Origin of the sequence: Pantoea sp. 18059 (assembly GCF_902706165.1) — a bacterium.
GTDB classification, from domain to species: domain Bacteria; phylum Pseudomonadota; class Gammaproteobacteria; order Enterobacterales; family Enterobacteriaceae; genus Pantoea; species Pantoea agglomerans.
The window spans coordinates 209,780-225,824 of the sequence record NZ_CACSJS010000006.1 but is presented as its reverse complement, the minus strand read 5'-3'; the positions used below and the strand labels follow the sequence as shown (position 1 = coordinate 225,824).

Below are 16,045 nucleotides of genomic sequence, written 5' to 3'. Positions count from 1 at the left end.
CCGATTATTCCGGACGATTAAGGAGCCGAGCAATGCGAACTAACCCCACATTCCTTAACCTGGTGCTGTTAAACGGTGAACCCGGCCAGAAGCTCCAGGCGGCGCATGACGCCGGTTTCGATCAGGTGGAGATCTGGCGCGAGGATGTCGAGGCGTGCGAGGGCGGCGCGGCGGCACTGGCTCAGATCGCTGCCCGGCAGGGACCTGGCTTTACCAATCTCCAGGTGCTGCGCGATTTCACCGGGGCACCCAGCGCGTTGCGCGGACAGAAGCGCGAAGAGCTGCGCCAGTTTATTCAGATTGCCCAGGTGCTGGGCTGCGACACTATTCAGGCGCCGGCCAGTACCCGTGAGGATTGCTGCGCCGACCAGATTGATGATGACCTGCGCTGGATGGCCTCTGAAGCTGCGCGCTACAACATGCGCATTATGTATGAGCCGATGGCCTGGTGCAGCGTGGATAACACCCTGCCGCTGGCGTGGCAGCGATTGCAGCGGCTCGATCAGCCCAATATCGGGCTGGTGGTCGATCTGTTTCATATCTGCGCACTGGGCGGCGATGCCTCACAGCTGGACGGTATCCCTGCCGATCGCATCTATGAAGTGCAGCTGTGTGATATGGCCGCCATGCCTGCGCAGGATAAGCAGAGCCTGATGGCGATGGCAAAGCATCAGCGTCTGCTGCCCGGCGATGGCATTATCGACATTGAACGCTTTGTCGATAAGCTCAAAAGCGCGGGCTATCAGGGACCGGTGGGCATTGAAGTCTTTAATGATGCGCTGAAACGCCTGCCGCCTGAGGTCGCTGCCCGTCATGCCTGGCAGGCATTAAAGCGCTGCTGGGGTTAATCCTGTAAGCACTGCGCGATAAACGCGGCGGCATGCATGGCACCCTGAGCGGAGATGGTGTGGCCGGTGGCGGGTTCAAATCGCGCTTCTACCGGCACCAATGCGGCCCTGAGTCGTGCTGCGGCAGATTCGCTCTCCTGCCACGGGATCACCTCATCGGCCTGGCCGTGGATCAGCAGCGCGGGCAGATGAGGCTGTGGCGTCAGTTCACCGTCAACCGCCAGACGACCCGAAAAGGCGACCACGCCCGCCAGCGGATAACGGCCAGATGCCAGCGCATCCAGCGCCATGATCGACCCCTGTGAAAAGCCGACCAGCACCACATCCTGCCAGCGGTCGGCGAAGCCGTGCTGTGCGATAACGTCGCTGAGGGTCGCGTCAAACGCCGCCCGCGCGGCCCGTACCCGACCTGGCCGGTTCTCTGGCGTCACCTCCTCCAGGCTGAACCACTGCCAGCCAAAACCGGCGGTAAAACGTTCGGGCGCATTGGGTGAGGCAAAAATCACATCCGGCAACAGCGTCGCCCAGTGACGGCCAATCGGTGCCAGATCGTCGCCGTTACTGCCTACGCCATGCAGAAAAATCACCAGTGCTTTTGCCATTATTGCTCCTTTAAAGACCGTACTCACTCAGATCCGGGCCTGCCGGAACGATCCCGTTCGGGTTCAGTGCCTTGATTGAGTAGTAACCCTGTTTGATATGATCGATGCTGACCGTCTCACGCACGCCGGAGACTGACAGCATGCTCTTAAGATAGCGATTCAGCAGCGTATAGTCGCGTATCCGGCGCAGGTTGCATTTGAACAGGCCATGATAGGCGACGTCAAAGCGAATCAGGGTGACGAACAGGCGAATATCGGTTTCAGTCAGCCGTTCACCCAGCAGGAAGGTGCGTCCATCGCTGAGCAGGGCTTCCAGTTCGTCGAGCTGGCTGAAGACGTCATTAAATGCCTGCTGGTAGCTGATCGATGTGGTGGCGAACCCGGCGCGGTAAACGCCGTTATTCAGACGCGGATAAAGACTCTCATTCAGCGCATCAATCTCAGGGCGCAGCGCGGCGGGATAGAGGTCGATGCGGTTATCGGCCAGATCGCCAAAGCCGCTGTTGAACATACGCACAATGTCAGCGGACTCGTTGCTGACAATGGTGCCGGTTTTCTTGTCCCATAAGACCGGCACGGTGGCCCGGCCCGTGTAATCGGGCGCGACGCGGGTATAGATTTCATGCAGGTACTGCGCGTTATTCAGCGGGTCCTGCTGTGCGCCGGGGAAATTGCCAAAGCGCCAGCCCTGGGCACCGAGCTGCGGTTCAACCACCGTCACGCTAATCAGCGACTCCAGCCCTTTGAGCTTGCGGGCAATTAACGCGCGCGACGCCCACGGACAGATCAGCGCCACATAGAGGTGGTAGCGATCCGCTTCTGCCGCAAATTCAGTGGAGCCATCGCTGCTGATAAAATCCCGGAAACCGGACGTCTGACGAACAAATCCACCCTGTTTATCGGTCGATTGCACCGGGTGCCAGTCACTACTCCATTTGCCTTCTACTAACATCGCGCGACTCCTCTGTAATGTGAGAAGCAGCTTAACTGATGACTAAACGGCTGATAATCCGGTCATAAAGACAATCATTTCTTCCATTCTGGAAGAAATTACGCGGGCGGAAAACGGGTAAAGTGGCTCACCAGGAAGTCGATAAGCAGGCGCGCACGGTGTGCCAGATGACGGGCGGGCGGATAAACCGCAAACAGGCCAAGCGGTGGCGTGTCGAAATTCTCCAGCAGCCGGACAATCTCACCGCGTTGCAGCGCGGGAGCTGCGATAAAACCGGGCAGCCGCGCAATGCCCAGTCCGGCCATCGCGGCCTGCAGGCAGGCTTCGGTGTTGGCGAAGCGCAGACGCCCGCGGACCGGTACGGTGACAATCTCGCTGCTGCCGTCGCCGTCGCCGCCGGCAAACGGCCAGTGCCAGGGATCGCGAAAATTGGTGTCGATGATGCACTGATGCTGGGGCATCTCGCGCCAGTGCTGCGGCGTGCCAAACTGCTCAAGATAGACCGGCGAGGCGGCGATGCGCACATACACCTCACCCAGCTTGCGCGCGACCAGGCTGCTGTCGCTGAGGGTGCCGATACGGATCGCCATATCAAAGCCTTCATCGACGATGTTGACGGACCGGTCTGAAAAGCTGACATCCAGTTCAATCAGCGGATAGCGCCGGGCAAACGCCACCAGCACCTCAGACAACACCACAGTACCAAAGGAGCCGGGGGCGCTGATTTTCAGCCTGCCGGTAGGCGTCGTAGCGCTTTCACGCACGCTGGCATCCAGCGTCTCAAACGCATCGAGCAGGTTTTTGACCCGCTCATAATAGCTGCGCCCGACATCGGTGGGTGACAGGGCGCGCGTGCTGCGCTTAAACAGCTGGACGCCGAGCCGCTGCTCCAGCTTTGAAACCAGCTTGGAAGCCTGACTGCTGCTGGTGCCGAGACGTAACGCCGCCGCAGAAAAGCTGCCGGTTTCCAGCACCGTGACAAACATCCGGTCACAATCGAGTCGATCCATGGCGGTGTCCTGTGGAGATAAAGTCGCAGTATAGAAGCTGTGCTCCGCTGATGCAGCCTTCACTTTGCGTGCCTTAACCCTTTCGCTGACGCGGAAAACCTGCTTGACTGACTCTCTGCCCGACGTTCTCTGGAGTAATTCATGTCGCTGATTCACCTGACGTCACTGGCGGAGATCCCGGCCGCCGAGTGGGATGCGCTGTTGCCTGATGACCAGCCCTTTTTGCGCCACGCCTTTCTGCTCACGTTAGAACAGAGCGGCAGCGTGCGGTTAGAGGCGGGCTGGCAGCCCGATCATCTGCTATGGCGGGAGGAGGGGGTGACCCGCGCCGCGCTGCCAGGCTACCGCAAACGCCATTCACAGGGCGAGTACGTCTTTGATCACGCCTGGGCGGATGCCAGCCAGCGCGCCGGGATCCGCTACTACCCGAAATGGCTGGGCGCGATCCCCTTCAGCCCGGTCAGCGGCGCGCGCCTGCTGGGCGAAACCGCTGCCGCGGCGCAACTGCTGTCGGCCCTGCCTGAGAGCCTGTTACAGCAGGGCTTAAGCGGGGCACATATCAACTTTACCGATGCGCAGGCTAACCAGCTGCTGGCCGATCAGCCCGACTGGCTCTCCCGGCTCGGTTGTCAGTATCACTGGCATAACCGTGGCTACCGCGATTTTCAGGATTTCCTGGATTCGCTGATGTCGCGCAAGCGCAAACAGCTGCGTAAAGAGCGTGAGCAGGTGATGCAGAGCGGCTTTGAGTTTGACCGCTACCTGGGCTACCAGCTGCGCGAAGATCAGTGGGATTTTGTCTACACCTGTTACGCAAACACCTATGCGGTGCGCGGGCAGCGTCCCTATCTGACGCGTGACTTCTTCAGCCTGCTGGCGGAACGCATGCCGCAGAATATTGTGGTGGTGATCGCCCGTTTACAGCAGCAACCGGCCGCGATGGCGTTTTATCTGCGGGACAGCAACGCGCTCTATGGCCGCTACTGGGGCTGTCTTGCGGAGTTTGACCGGTTGCACTTCGAAACCTGTTTCTATCAGGGAATGGATTTGGCCCTGGATGAGGGGCTGACGCGGTTTGATGCCGGCGCGCAGGGCGAGCACAAGCTGGTGCGCGGCTTTGAGCCGCAGATTACCCACTCCTGGCACTATCTGCTGCATCCCGGCCTGCGTGATGCGGTCGCTGATTTTCTGGTGCAGGAGCGGGAAGGCGTGCGCGGCTGGGCGGAAGAAGCCCGCGACGCCTTACCCTATCGACGCGGCGATTAATCGATGCCGACAAAACCGCCGGTCTGATGCTGCCACAGCCGGGCATAGAGACCGTTTTGCGCCAGCAGCTCGTGATGGCTGCCCATCTCGGCAATGCCGCCTTTATCCAGCACCACCAGCCGATCCATCTTCGCGATGGTCGACAGGCGGTGCGCGATGGCGATAACGGTTTTACCCTGCATCAGCGACTCCAGGCTCTCCTGAATCGCCGCTTCCACTTCGGAGTCGAGCGCCGAGGTGGCCTCATCCATGATCAGAACCGGCGCATCCTTCAGCAGCACGCGGGCTATCGCCACACGCTGACGCTGACCGCCCGACAGTTTCACGCCGCGCTCGCCCACGTGCGCATCCAGCCCGGTGCGACCCAGCGAGTCGGAAAGCAGCGGGATAAACTCATCGGCGCGGGCGCGGTGAATCGCAAGCTGCAGCTCCTCTTCGCTGGCGTCGGGACGACCATACAGCAGGTTTTCACGGATTGAGCGGTGCAGCAGCGAGGTGTCCTGGGTAATCATACCAATCTGGCTGCGCAGGCTCTCCTGCGTCACGGCGGCGATATCCTGATCGTCGATCACAATCCGCCCCGCGTTCAGGTCATAGAGGCGCAGCAGCAGGTTCACCAGCGTCGATTTACCGGCGCCCGAGGGACCAATCAGCCCAATCTTCTCGCCAGGTTTGATGTCGAGGTTAAAGCCGTTAATCACCTGACGGCCACCGCCATAATCGAAGCGCACATCCTCAAAACGGATGTTGCCGCGCGTCACCTTAAGCTGCTTCGCCTGCGGCGCATCCTGCACGCTCAGCGGCTGCGCGATGGTTTTCAGGCCATCCTGTACCGTACCAATATTTTCGAAAATGCCGTTGACCACCCACATGATCCAGCCGGACATATTCACCAGGCGGATGACCAGACCGGTCGCCAGTGCAATCGCCCCGACGCTAATCAGCGACTGGCTCCATAACCACAGCGCCAGCCCGGAGGTCGAGACAATCAGCAGGCCGTTCAGCGCCGACAGGGTCAGATCCATGCTGGTGACCATGCGACCGGCGTTCTGGGTTTTTTCGGTCTGCTCCTGAATCGCCTCACGCGCATACTGCCGTTCCAGATCGCTGTGGGCGAACAGCTTGATGGTGGCGATGTTGGTATAACCATCGACAATGGTGCCCATCAGTTTAGATCGCGACTCTGAGGAGACCACCGAACGCGCTTTAACGCGCGGCACAAAGAAACGCAGCGAGGCGCTGTAGGCCACCATCCACAGAATCAGCGGGATCATCAGCCGCCAGTCGGCACCGGCAAACAGCACCAGAGAGGTCACCGCGTAGATCAGCACGTGCCAGATGGCATCCACCAGCTGCACCGCGGAATCGCGCAGTGAACTGCCGGTCAGCATAATGCGCTGGGCGATGCGACCCGCGAAATCGTTCTGGAAGAAATTGAGGCTCTGGCGCAGCACGTAGTTGTGATTCTGCCAGCGGATCATGCTGGTCATGCTGGGGCTGATGCTTTGATGTACCAGCATGTCGTGCAGGGCGATAAAAATCGGCCGCAGAATCAGCGCCACCGCCCCCATCCACAGCAGTATTGGCCAGTTATCCCGAAACAGGGTGGCGGGCGTGGAGTGATTGACCATATCGATAATGCGGCTCAGATAGCTGAACAGCGACACTTCAATCAGGGCTGACGCCAGTCCCACTAGCAGCAGTGCCGCGAAACTCGGCCAGACCTGCCGCAGATAGTAGAGGTAAAACGACCAGACCGTTGAGGGGGGCGAGTCGGTGGGCGCGTCATGAAAAATATTGATAAAACGCTCAAAACGGCGATACAACATAGCGATACTCTTTCCGTCCGGTAAAGAGCTACAGCTTAGTGCATGAACCCCGTTCGGCTAAAAGGAGAAAATATGGAAATCATTATTCGGGCACGGGAACCGCAGGATGCCGCCGCCTATCAGCGACTCTACAGTCATCCCGATGTCTATCCCTGGACGCTGCAGTTGCCGTTTCCCAGCGTTGCCACCTGGGAGAAAAAAATCGCCAGAATGGATGCCGAGGGGTTTATCGCCTTTGTCGCGGAGATCGAGGGCGTGCTGGCCGGTGAGCTGACGCTGTTTGTGGATAACAAGCCGCGCACCCGCCACTGCATCAGCTTTGGGCTGGGCGTGCATCCCGATTACGCCGGTCGCGGCGTCGGTGAGCGCCTGATCCGCACCGCGCTCGACTATTCCCGTAACTGGCTGGGGATTACGCGTATGGAGCTGGAGGTGTTTCACGACAACGAACGGGCGCTGCGGCTCTATGAGCGGCTGGGCTTTGAGCGTGAAGGGGTGATGCGCCAGGCCGCCCTGCGCGACGGTCAGCTGCGCGATGTGGTGATGATGGCGAAACTGCTGCACGAGAAGTGATAACCGGAGCGGCAGCGCTGCCGCTCCGCTTTTCATTACGGATTTTTATTGCTGTATTGCTGCATGTTCTGCTGCGTCACCAGTTCAAACGGGATCCACTGGTGGGAATCGACTTTTTCCCCTTTGATCATCTGCTGCGCCACCTCGACCGATTTTTTGCCCTGGCCTACGGCATCCTGGAATACGGTGACGGCCAGTTTGCCGCTTGCCAGGGCTTTCAGGCCATCCGGCGTGGCATCAATGCCGCCCACCAGAATGGTTTTCTTCGGTTTCGCCTGGGCAATCGCCATGGTTGCGCCAATCGCCATTTCGTCGTTGTTGGCGGCGACAATATCGATCTCTTCCCCGTTCGACAGCCAGTTGAGCATTAAATCCATGCCCTCATTACGCGAATAGTTGGCGGTCTGCTTCAGCACCACTTTCATGTCGGGATACTTTGCCACCACCTGCTCGACATCTTTGGTGCGCTGCAGCGCACCCGCATCGCTGAGGTTACCGATGATAATGGCGACCCTGCCACGATAACCCGCCTGCTTCGCCAGCGCTTCCATCTGCAACGTGCCCGATTCGCGTTCGTCAGAGCCGACAAACACCACGCCCGGCGGCAGGGTTTTATCGCCCGGTGTGCGGTTAACGTAGACCAGCGGAATGTGAGCCTGCTGCGCCAGTCTGGTCAGGGCAGGGGTGCTGGCGGAGTCGACCGGATCGACGATAATCGCGTCTACCCCGGAACTGATAAAGCTCTGCACCTGATCGGTCTGACGGCCCACGTCGCCGCGTGCATCTTCGAACTGCGCATCCAGCTGACGCGCTTTGGCCTCTTTCTCGATCGACTGGCGGATAATGGTCAGAAAGTTCTGGTCGAAATAGGCCATTGAGACGCCAATTTTCTCTGCCAGCGCCGACGTGGAAAGAGAGAGCAGACAGAGTATTGCCCATGCACGTTTTTTCATTGCAGACTCCCGAGGTTAACTGAGTGGAATAGATTTTTCATTTATTATAAAAATGGATAAAGATTATCATTTGCAGCTTATGAACAGTCGCCGGGTTTGACAACCGGCCCTTTTCACTCTTGCTAGCGCCGCCACACTTTGCCGTAAAATCGCCGCGTCATAGCTGCCAGCGCCGATGAAATCCTCGACGTGGCGCACATTCTGCGGCAGGCAGCCGCGGCTTTTTGCGCTTTTGTGCAGCATCGCACTGGCCTTTGTGGTGGTTGTCAGAAAACCGCTGAATCGGGCCTGACGATCTCAACATCCGCACAATGATCCATCGTTAGCCTCCTATCTATATTTCCTTAAGCGGGAAATCTCAGCGTTATTCCTGAAAAAAACCTCGTGGCGCAACCTGCCGCTTTTTAAGGAATTCAGCTCATGCTTAAAGACCAAACGACTCACCGGACGTCTCATGTGCGCATCTGGATCCTCTGCCTGATCCTCTTTCTGTCGGTCGTGGCTTATGCCGACCGTTCGATCCTCTCGATCTCCGGATCGGCGATCAAAGAGGAGTTCGGCCTGTCAGCGATCCAGCTGGGATTGATCCTCTCTGCCTTCAGCTGGGCCTACGTTATCGGTCAGATTCCCGGCGGGCTGTTTCTTGACCGCTTCGGGGCTAAAAAAGTGTATGGCGTCACGCTGGCGCTCTGGTCAGTCTCGACGCTGGCGATGGGATTCGTTGGCGAGTTCTCCAGCGGCATGACCGGCGCGCTGATGCTGATGTTTGGTCTGCGCTTTATGCTGGGATTGATCGAGGCACCCAGCTTTCCCGCCAATGCGCGCGTGGTGATTATGTGGTTCCCTGGCGCAGAGCGGGGACGGGCTTCATCGCTGTTCAGCTCGGCGCAATATTTTGCCGTCGCCATCTTCTCGCCGCTGTCAGGCTGGCTGGTGTCGCGCTTTGGCTGGGAGTGGCCGTTCTTTGTGCTGGGCGGCATCGGCCTGCTGGCGGTGTTTGTCTGGGCTGCCTGGATGCGCGAGCCGCGCAATCACCCTGGCGTGTCAGAGAGTGAACTGCGCCACATCGTCGACGGTGGTGCGCTGGTGGATATCGACTCGGCGCAGACGCTGAAAGCGCGGCCACCGGTCAGTAAAGCGATGTTCAGAAAGCTGCTCACTAATCGCATGCTCTGGTGCGCCTATCTCGGTCAGTACTGCATCATTGCGCTCAGTTACTTCTTTATTACCTGGTTTCCGATCTATCTGGTGCAGGCGCGCGGCATGAACATCATGGAGGCGGGCTTCGCCACCGTTGCTCCGGCGCTGTTTGGTTTTCTGGGCGGGATCAGCGGCGGCTATCTGTCAGACAAGTTAATCGCCCGGGGCTGGAGCGTCTCCTGGGCGCGTAAAACGCCCTATATCGTCGGCATGCTGATGGCGTCCAGCCTGGTGCTGGCGGCGATTATTCCCGGTAACGGCGGCATTATCGCCATTATGTCCTTCGCCTTTTTCGGTAAAGGTATAGCGGCCGGTGCAGGCACCTGGACGGTGATCAGCGACACCGCACCTAAAGAGGCGGTGGGCCTGGCCGGCTCCATTTTTAACGGCATCGGCAATATTGCCGGTTTCACCACGCCGCTGCTGTTCGGCATCATCGTCGGTCTGACCGGCAGCTACAGCATCGGGCTGGCGTTTGTGGCGGCACACTGCGTGGTAGCGGCGCTGCTGTTCCTGCTGGTGATGGGACCGATTGAACGCGTCGGTGAAGAGAGCGATCGCCCGGCATCCTATAACAATCAGGAGAAAGAAGATGGCATTAAAGCAATGTAAGGTGCTGATCAGAGGGAAATTCCTGCCGCCGCAGCTGATAGAGAACATTGAAAAGACGTTCACCGCGTTCCGGCTGTGGGAGGCGGAAGATGAGGCAGCCTTTCTGGCTGAGCAGGGCGCAGATATCGACATGCTGGTCACCAGCGGCAACGCGGTGATGGGCGCACCGGCCGCGCTGATCGCCGCGCTGCCAAACCTGAAAGCGATCTGCAGTAACGGCGTCGGTTATGACAGCATTGATACGGAAGCCGCCCGGTCGCGCGGCATTGTGGTGACCAACACGCCGGAGGTGCTCAATGATTGTGTCGCCGATCTGGGGATGGCGCTGCTGCTGGATGTGGCGCGCCGCATCAGCGAGGCCGATCGCTTCACACGCGCCGGTCACTGGACGCAGGGCCGCTTTCCGCTGAGCAGCAAAATCGGTGGCAAGGTGTGCGGTATCGTCGGGCTGGGCAATATCGGTCAGGCGGTAGCAAGGCGCGCGCAGGCGTTTGATATGGCGATTCACTATTACAACCCGCGTTCACGCCCCGATGTGCCCTACACCCGTCATGAGAGCCTGGTGGCGCTGGCGCAGCAGGCCGATTTTCTGGTGCTGACCCTGCCGGGCGGTGCCGCGACGCGCCACATTATCAATGCGGAAGTACTGCAGGCGCTGGGACCGCAGGGCTATCTGATTAACATTGCGCGCGGCAGCGTGGTGGATCAGCAGTCGCTGGTGGATGCGCTGGAAACCGGGCAGATCGCCGGTGCCGGGCTGGATGTGTTTGAACAGGAGCCGCAGGTGCCTGACGCACTGCGCCAGCGCGACAATGTGGTGATCACGCCGCATATCGCCAGCAGTACCCGCGAAACCATGGCGGCGATGGCTGACCTGGTCTTTGAGAATATGCTGGCGTTTGCCCGTGGTGAGCCGGTGCTGACCCGGGTAGTGTAACCGCAGCGGCGTCTTAACCCCCCTGCTGAAACGGGGGCGAGGCAGGACGCCTCTCCTCTGACCACTCACCAGACCCTCACCTTCGCACAAAACAGCCTGAAGAAAATTTGTCCGGCTGCCGATATCACCTTACCACCCGCTGATATTAAAGAGTGATAGCGTGATAAAGCTGATTACCATTGATGAATTGCGCCCAGGGATGTTTATCCACAAGCTGGAGGTCTGGTGGATAAAAGACCAGCGCATTCATAATGAGATGCTGATCACCGATCCCCGACAAATCGCCATGCTTCGCACTGAAGGGATCCGCCAGCTCTGGATCGACCTCGATCGATCGGTGCAGGCGCCGATCGCCTCCACGGTCGCGAAGAGAACCATTGGCCGCACCCCGTTTTTCCAGGAACTGGATCAGGCACAGCAGATCTTTTTGCAGGGCAAACCGAAAGTGCTGGCGATGTTCAACGAAGCGCGGCTGGGTAACGGCCTGAAGCTCGATTATATGATGGATCTGGTGGATGAAATCGCCGGATCCATCACGCGTGAACCCTCCGCCATGCTGAGCGTGGCGCGACTGAAAAATCATGATGACTACACCTATCTGCACTCCATGGCGGTCTGCGGGCTGATGATTGCGCTGGGTAAAAAACTCGGGCTGGATGAGCAGGAACTGCGTCGGGTGGGCATGGGCGGTTTACTGCATGATGTCGGCAAAGCGGCTGTGCCGCTGGCAATCCTGAACAAAGCGGGCAAGTTGACTGAAGAGGAGTTCAGGGTGATGCGTGAGCATCCGGTGGTCGGTGCGCAGATGCTGATAGAAGCCGACGCCGATGACGATCTGCTCGATATCACCCTGCATCATCATGAGAAATATGATGGCAGCGGCTATCCGCACCGCCTGAAAGGCGAGGCGATTTCGCTCTACGCCCGCATGGCGGCGGTGTGCGATGTCTATGATGCCGTGACCTCGACCCGCTCCTATCGCAACGGCTGGACACCCGCCGAGGCGATGCACCAGATGCTGAGCTGGCGCGGCCATTTCGACCCTGGCTTGCTGCACTCCTTCGTGCGGACCATCGGCATCTATCCGGTGGGATCGCTGGTGCGTCTGGCTTCCGGCCGGGTGGCGCTGGTGGTGAAAGCGGGCGAAAAATCGCTGATGCGTCCCTGCGTGCATGTCTTCTGGTCGCTGCACGCCCAGCGTGAAGTGAAACCGGAAGAGCTCGACCTTGGCGACAGCTTCTGCACCGACAGCATTGTGGGCGCAGAGGACAGCACGCTGTGGGGTAACGTCGATCTCAATCGTATCTGGGCGCTGGAAGTCGCCTGATTTTTCGCCATTTTTACACTATTTTTACGCCCGCCCGCTGCATTTTAACCCCTTCTTTATACGCCTCCGCGCAAGCTAAGCCATAAATCCAATCCTCTGGAGGTTCCTGTGAGCGTGGGCGTAATAACCGGCATTGTGCTGGTGGTGTTGTTACTGGGCTATCTGATCTATGCCCTGTTAAATGCGGAGGCCTTCTGATGGCGGCCAATGCTTTTTTACTCATCGCATTTTATCTGCTGCTGCTGATGGTGCTGGCGCAGCCGCTCGGACGGGGTCTGGCGTCGTTAGTGGCTGACAAGCCGGTGTTTGCCCGCCTGGAAGCGCCGCTGTGGCGACTGCTGGGCGCGCAACAATCGGACATGCGCTGGCCGCACTACCTGCTGGCGATTCTGCTGTTTAATGCGCTGGGTTTCGTGGTGCTGCTGGCAATATTGCTGATGCAGGGCGCGCTGCCGCTGAATCCGCAGCAGATGCCTGGCCTGAGCTGGCATCTGGCGCTGAACACCGCCGTGAGCTTCGTCACCAACACCAACTGGCAATCCTACAGCGGCGAAAGCACCCTGAGTTATTTCAGTCAGATGGTGGGCCTGACGGTGCAGAATTTCCTCTCAGCCGCGACCGGTATCGCCGTGGCATTTGCGCTGATCCGTGGTTTTGCTAATCGCAGCTCTGCGACCCTGGGTAACGCCTGGCGCGACCTGACGCGCATCACGCTCTATGTCTTACTGCCCATCAGCCTGCTGATGGCGCTGTTCTTTGTCAGCCAGGGCAGCATCCAGAACTTCGCGCCTTATCACAGTTTCTCCACGCTGGAAGGCGTGCAGCAGACACTGTCGATGGGGCCGGTAGCGTCGCAGGAAGCGATCAAAATGCTGGGCACCAACGGTGGCGGCTTCTTTAACGCCAACTCCTCCCATCCGTTTGAAAACCCGACGGTGCTGACTAACCTGGTGCAGATGCTGAGCATCTTCCTGATCCCGGCGGCGCTCTGCTTCGCGTTTGGCGAAAGCGTGCGTGACCGTCGTCAGGGCCACATGCTGCTGTGGGCGATGACGCTGATGTTTGTGGCGGCGGTATCGGTCGTCATGTGGGCCGAACTGCAGGGCAACCCGCACTTCCTCCAGCTGGGTGCTGACAGCGCCATCAACATGGAAGGTAAAGAGACGCGCTTTGGCATTCTTAACAGCAGCCTGTTCGCGGTTATCACTACCGCCGCCTCCTGCGGTGCGGTGAATGCCATGCACGACTCCTTTACTGCGCTGGGTGGCATGGTGCCGATGTGGCTGATGCAGCTGGGCGAAGTGGTGTTTGGCGGCGTCGGTGCCGGTCTCTACGGCATGCTGCTGTTTGTGCTGCTGGCGGTGTTTATCGCCGGGCTGATGATCGGTCGTACCCCGGAGTTCCTGGGTAAAAAAATCGACGTCTGGGAGATGAAGATGACCGCGCTGGCGATTCTGGTCACACCGGCGCTGGTGCTGATCGGTACCGCGCTGGCGATGATGACCGACGCCGGACGCAGTGCCATGGCCAATCCCGGCATTCACGGCTTCAGCGAAGTGCTCTACGCGGTCTCCTCGGCTGCCAACAACAACGGCAGCGCCTTTGCCGGACTGAGTGCTAACACGCCGTTCTGGAACCTGTTACTGGCTGCCTGCATGCTGCTGGGCCGCTTCGGCATCATCATTCCGGTGATGGCGATTGCCGGTGCGATGGCGGTGAAAAAAGTGCAGCCGGTGGGTAACGGCACGCTGCCAACCCACGGTCCGCTGTTTATCGGACTGCTGATCGGCACGGTGCTGCTGGTGGGTGCACTGACCTTTATTCCTGCTCTGGCGCTGGGCCCGGTGGCTGAGCATCTGCAACTTGTTCAGGGACAATCCTCATGAGTCGTCAACAACAGGCGTTATTTGACGCAGCATTGCTGCGTACCTCGGCCTGGGATGCAGTGAAAAAGCTCGATCCCCGGGTGCAGTTCCGTAACCCGGTGATGTTTGTGGTCTACCTCGGCAGCATTCTGACCTCGCTGCTGGCGCTGGCGATGCTGACCGGCCGGATCAGCGGCAGCGCCAGCTTTACCGGGGCGATCGCGGTCTGGCTCTGGTTCACCGTGCTGTTTGCCAACCTGGCGGAGGCGCTGGCAGAAGGGCGCAGTAAGGCCCAGGCCAGCAGCCTGAAAGGGGTGAAAAAAACCAGCTTTGCCAAAAAACTCTCAGCGGCGCGCTATGGCGCCGAGTGGCAGCAGGTCAGTGCCGATGAGCTGCGCAAAGGCGATGCCGTGCTGGTGGAAGCGGGCGACATCATCCCTTGCGACGGTGAAGTGATGGAGGGCGGTGCCTCGGTGGATGAGAGCGCCATTACCGGTGAGTCCGCACCGGTGATCCGCGAGTCGGGCGGTGACTTCGCCTCCGTCACCGGCGGTACCCGCATTCTCTCTGACTGGCTGGTGATCACCTGTAGCGCCAACCCGGGCGAAACCTTCCTTGACCGGATGATCGCCATGGTGGAAGGCGCGAAACGCCGTAAAACCCCGAATGAGATCGCCCTGACCATCCTGCTGGTGTCACTGACCATCGTGTTCCTGCTGGCGACCGTGACACTCTGGCCGTTCTCGGCATGGGGCGGAACGCCGGTCAGCATCACGGTGCTGGTGGCGCTGCTGGTCTGTCTGATCCCGACCACCATCGGCGGCTTACTGTCGGCGATTGGCGTGGCGGGGATGAGCCGGATGCTGGGTGCTAACGTCATTGCGACCAGCGGGCGTGCGGTGGAAGCCGCGGGCGATGTGGATGTGCTGATGCTGGATAAAACCGGCACCATCACTCTGGGTAACCGTCAGGCGACCCAGTTCCTGCCCGCGCCGGGCGTCAGCGAAGAGCAACTGGCCGACGCCGCACAGCTCGCCTCGCTGGCCGATGAGACGCCGGAGGGGCGCAGCATCGTGGTGCTGGCGAAACAGCGATTTAATCTGCGTGAGCGCGATCTCAGCAGCATGGGTGCCAGCTTTATTCCGTTCTCTGCGCAGACCCGCATGAGCGGCGTGAACGTGCAGGATCGACTGATCCGCAAAGGCGCGGTCGATGCGGTTCGTCGCCACATCGAAGCGAACCATGGCCGTTTCCCGGCCGAGGTCAATGCGCAGGTGGAAGAGGTGGCACGCAGTGGCGGCACGCCGCTGGTGGTGTCAGAGGGCGCGAACGTGCTGGGCGTGGTGGCGCTGAAAGATATCGTCAAAGGCGGCATCAAAGAGCGCTTTGCCGAACTGCGCAAAATGGGTATCAAAACGGTGATGATCACCGGCGATAACCCGCTGACGGCCGCAGCGATTGCTGCGGAAGCGGGCGTGGATGACTTCCTGTCAGAGGCCACGCCGGAAGCCAAGCTGGCGCTGATCCGCCAGTATCAGGCGGAAGGACGTTTAGTGGCGATGACCGGCGACGGCACCAACGATGCGCCAGCACTGGCGCAGGCGGATGTGGCGGTAGCGATGAACTCCGGTACCCAGGCGGCGAAAGAGGCGGGCAACATGGTCGATCTCGACTCGAACCCGACCAAGCTGCTTGAAGTGGTGCACATTGGTAAACAGATGCTGATGACACGCGGTTCGCTGACTACCTTCAGTATCGCCAACGACGTGGCGAAATACTTCGCCATCATTCCGGCGGCGTTTGCGGCGACCTATCCGCAGCTCAACATGCTTAACGTGATGCACCTTCACTCGCCAGCCAGTGCGATTCTGTCGGCGGTGATCTTTAACGCTCTGGTGATTGTCTTCCTGATCCCGCTGGCCCTGAAAGGCGTCAGCTACCGCCCACTGAGCGCTGCTGCGCTGCTGCGCCGCAACCTGCTGATTTACGGTCTGGGTGGCCTGCTGGTGCCGTTTGTCGGCATCAAAGCGATCGATCTGCTGTTAGTGTTTTCAGGCATGGCCTGAGGAGA

At 59.6% G+C, this 16,045-nt stretch carries 14 protein-coding genes; 9 read left to right on the top strand and 5 right to left on the bottom strand.

The genetic code is table 11. From position 1 onward, the window contains the following. The first annotated feature begins 32 nt into the window (after positions 1-32). A complete protein-coding gene (locus tag GVJ63_RS16760) occupies positions 33-848 on the top strand; it encodes a sugar phosphate isomerase/epimerase (protein WP_159227137.1) in 816 nt (271 codons plus the stop codon). On the opposite strand, the gene GVJ63_RS16755 is transcribed toward GVJ63_RS16760, so the two are convergent. The 3 genes from GVJ63_RS16755 to GVJ63_RS16745 all read right to left on the bottom strand — a co-directional run bounded on the left by GVJ63_RS16755 (position 845) and on the right by GVJ63_RS16745 (position 3,412). After that, complete coding sequence (locus GVJ63_RS16755; RefSeq protein WP_010671486.1) at positions 845-1,450, bottom strand: alpha/beta hydrolase; 606 nt, start codon at positions 1,448-1,450, stop codon at positions 845-847. The genes GVJ63_RS16760 and GVJ63_RS16755 overlap by 4 nt on opposite strands. Before the next feature lie 10 nt (positions 1,451-1,460). Continuing rightward, positions 1,461-2,402, bottom strand: coding sequence for a glutathione S-transferase family protein (locus GVJ63_RS16750; protein WP_061901952.1), 942 nt, complete (start codon positions 2,400-2,402; stop codon positions 1,461-1,463). A gap of 98 nt (positions 2,403-2,500) precedes the next feature. Next, positions 2,501-3,412 carry a LysR family transcriptional regulator gene (locus GVJ63_RS16745; RefSeq protein ID WP_061901953.1) on the bottom strand — a complete coding sequence of 304 codons (912 nt, stop codon included), beginning with the start codon at positions 3,410-3,412 and terminating at the stop codon, positions 2,501-2,503. Positions 3,413-3,553: 141 nt separating this feature from the next. Between GVJ63_RS16745 and GVJ63_RS16740 the strand changes: the two genes are divergently transcribed. Continuing rightward, positions 3,554-4,678: a GNAT family N-acetyltransferase gene (locus GVJ63_RS16740; RefSeq protein ID WP_010253462.1), complete on the top strand. Its 1,125-nt coding sequence runs from the start codon at positions 3,554-3,556 to the stop codon at positions 4,676-4,678. Here GVJ63_RS16740 and GVJ63_RS16735 read toward each other — a convergent pair. Then, entirely contained in the window at positions 4,675-6,507 is a 1,833-nt protein-coding gene (locus GVJ63_RS16735) for an ABC transporter ATP-binding protein (RefSeq protein WP_010671490.1), read from the bottom strand. The two genes, GVJ63_RS16740 and GVJ63_RS16735, sit on opposite strands and share 4 nt — an antisense overlap. Positions 6,508-6,579: 72 nt before the next feature. Here GVJ63_RS16735 and GVJ63_RS16730 point away from each other — a divergent pair, with 72 nt between their 5' ends. Further along, positions 6,580-7,080 (top strand): GNAT family N-acetyltransferase, encoded by a 501-nt coding sequence (locus GVJ63_RS16730; protein WP_010253457.1) that lies wholly within the window; start codon positions 6,580-6,582, stop codon positions 7,078-7,080. A gap of 35 nt (positions 7,081-7,115) precedes the next feature. Here GVJ63_RS16730 and GVJ63_RS16725 read toward each other — a convergent pair whose 3' ends face one another. After that, positions 7,116-8,033, bottom strand: a complete 918-nt coding sequence (locus GVJ63_RS16725) for a sugar ABC transporter substrate-binding protein (RefSeq protein WP_010253455.1) — start codon at positions 8,031-8,033, stop codon at positions 7,116-7,118. 420 nt (positions 8,034-8,453) lie between these two features. Here GVJ63_RS16725 and GVJ63_RS16720 point away from each other — a divergent pair, with 420 nt between their 5' ends. The 6 genes from GVJ63_RS16720 (at position 8,454) to kdpB (ending at position 16,040) form a co-directional block, all read left to right on the top strand. Then, on the top strand, positions 8,454-9,845 hold the full coding sequence (locus GVJ63_RS16720; RefSeq protein ID WP_033759126.1) for an MFS transporter: 1,392 nt from the start codon (positions 8,454-8,456) through the stop codon (positions 9,843-9,845). Further along, the gene (locus tag GVJ63_RS16715) at positions 9,826-10,782 is read left to right on the top strand and encodes a 2-hydroxyacid dehydrogenase (RefSeq protein ID WP_033785708.1); all 957 of its coding nucleotides are present in this window, start codon (positions 9,826-9,828) and stop codon (positions 10,780-10,782) included. The genes GVJ63_RS16720 and GVJ63_RS16715 overlap by 20 nt, the downstream gene beginning before the upstream one ends. A 160-nt stretch (positions 10,783-10,942) precedes the next feature. Further along, positions 10,943-12,109 (top strand): HD-GYP domain-containing protein, encoded by a 1,167-nt coding sequence (locus GVJ63_RS16710; RefSeq protein ID WP_010671493.1) that lies wholly within the window; start codon positions 10,943-10,945, stop codon positions 12,107-12,109. A 108-nt stretch (positions 12,110-12,217) separates the two neighbouring features. Further along, positions 12,218-12,307 carry a K(+)-transporting ATPase subunit F gene (gene kdpF, locus GVJ63_RS16705; protein WP_010253443.1) on the top strand — a complete coding sequence of 30 codons (90 nt, stop codon included), beginning with the start codon at positions 12,218-12,220 and terminating at the stop codon, positions 12,305-12,307. Next, positions 12,307-13,995 carry a potassium-transporting ATPase subunit KdpA gene (gene kdpA, locus GVJ63_RS16700; RefSeq protein WP_159227136.1) on the top strand — a complete coding sequence of 563 codons (1,689 nt, stop codon included), beginning with the start codon at positions 12,307-12,309 and terminating at the stop codon, positions 13,993-13,995. Before kdpF ends, kdpA begins: the two co-directional genes overlap by 1 nt. Further along, the gene (kdpB, locus tag GVJ63_RS16695) at positions 13,992-16,040 is read left to right on the top strand and encodes a potassium-transporting ATPase subunit KdpB (protein ID WP_010671495.1); all 2,049 of its coding nucleotides are present in this window, start codon (positions 13,992-13,994) and stop codon (positions 16,038-16,040) included. The genes kdpA and kdpB overlap by 4 nt, the downstream gene beginning before the upstream one ends. Positions 16,041-16,045: the final 5 nt, after the last annotated feature.

Coding starts and splice junctions, on each gene's coding strand:
- GVJ63_RS16760 (WP_159227137.1), top strand. CDS start 33: ATGCGAACTAACCCCACATTCCTTAACCTGGTGCTGTTAAACGGTGAA.
- GVJ63_RS16755 (WP_010671486.1), bottom strand. CDS start 1,450: ATGGCAAAAGCACTGGTGATTTTTCTGCATGGCGTAGGCAGTAACGGC.
- GVJ63_RS16750 (WP_061901952.1), bottom strand. CDS start 2,402: ATGTTAGTAGAAGGCAAATGGAGTAGTGACTGGCACCCGGTGCAATCG.
- GVJ63_RS16745 (WP_061901953.1), bottom strand. CDS start 3,412: ATGGATCGACTCGATTGTGACCGGATGTTTGTCACGGTGCTGGAAACC.
- GVJ63_RS16740 (WP_010253462.1), top strand. CDS start 3,554: ATGTCGCTGATTCACCTGACGTCACTGGCGGAGATCCCGGCCGCCGAG.
- GVJ63_RS16735 (WP_010671490.1), bottom strand. CDS start 6,507: ATGTTGTATCGCCGTTTTGAGCGTTTTATCAATATTTTTCATGACGCG.
- GVJ63_RS16730 (WP_010253457.1), top strand. CDS start 6,580: ATGGAAATCATTATTCGGGCACGGGAACCGCAGGATGCCGCCGCCTAT.
- GVJ63_RS16725 (WP_010253455.1), bottom strand. CDS start 8,033: ATGAAAAAACGTGCATGGGCAATACTCTGTCTGCTCTCTCTTTCCACG.
- GVJ63_RS16720 (WP_033759126.1), top strand. CDS start 8,454: ATGCTTAAAGACCAAACGACTCACCGGACGTCTCATGTGCGCATCTGG.
- GVJ63_RS16715 (WP_033785708.1), top strand. CDS start 9,826: ATGGCATTAAAGCAATGTAAGGTGCTGATCAGAGGGAAATTCCTGCCG.
- kdpA (WP_159227136.1), top strand. CDS start 12,307: ATGGCGGCCAATGCTTTTTTACTCATCGCATTTTATCTGCTGCTGCTG.
- kdpB (WP_010671495.1), top strand. CDS start 13,992: ATGAGTCGTCAACAACAGGCGTTATTTGACGCAGCATTGCTGCGTACC.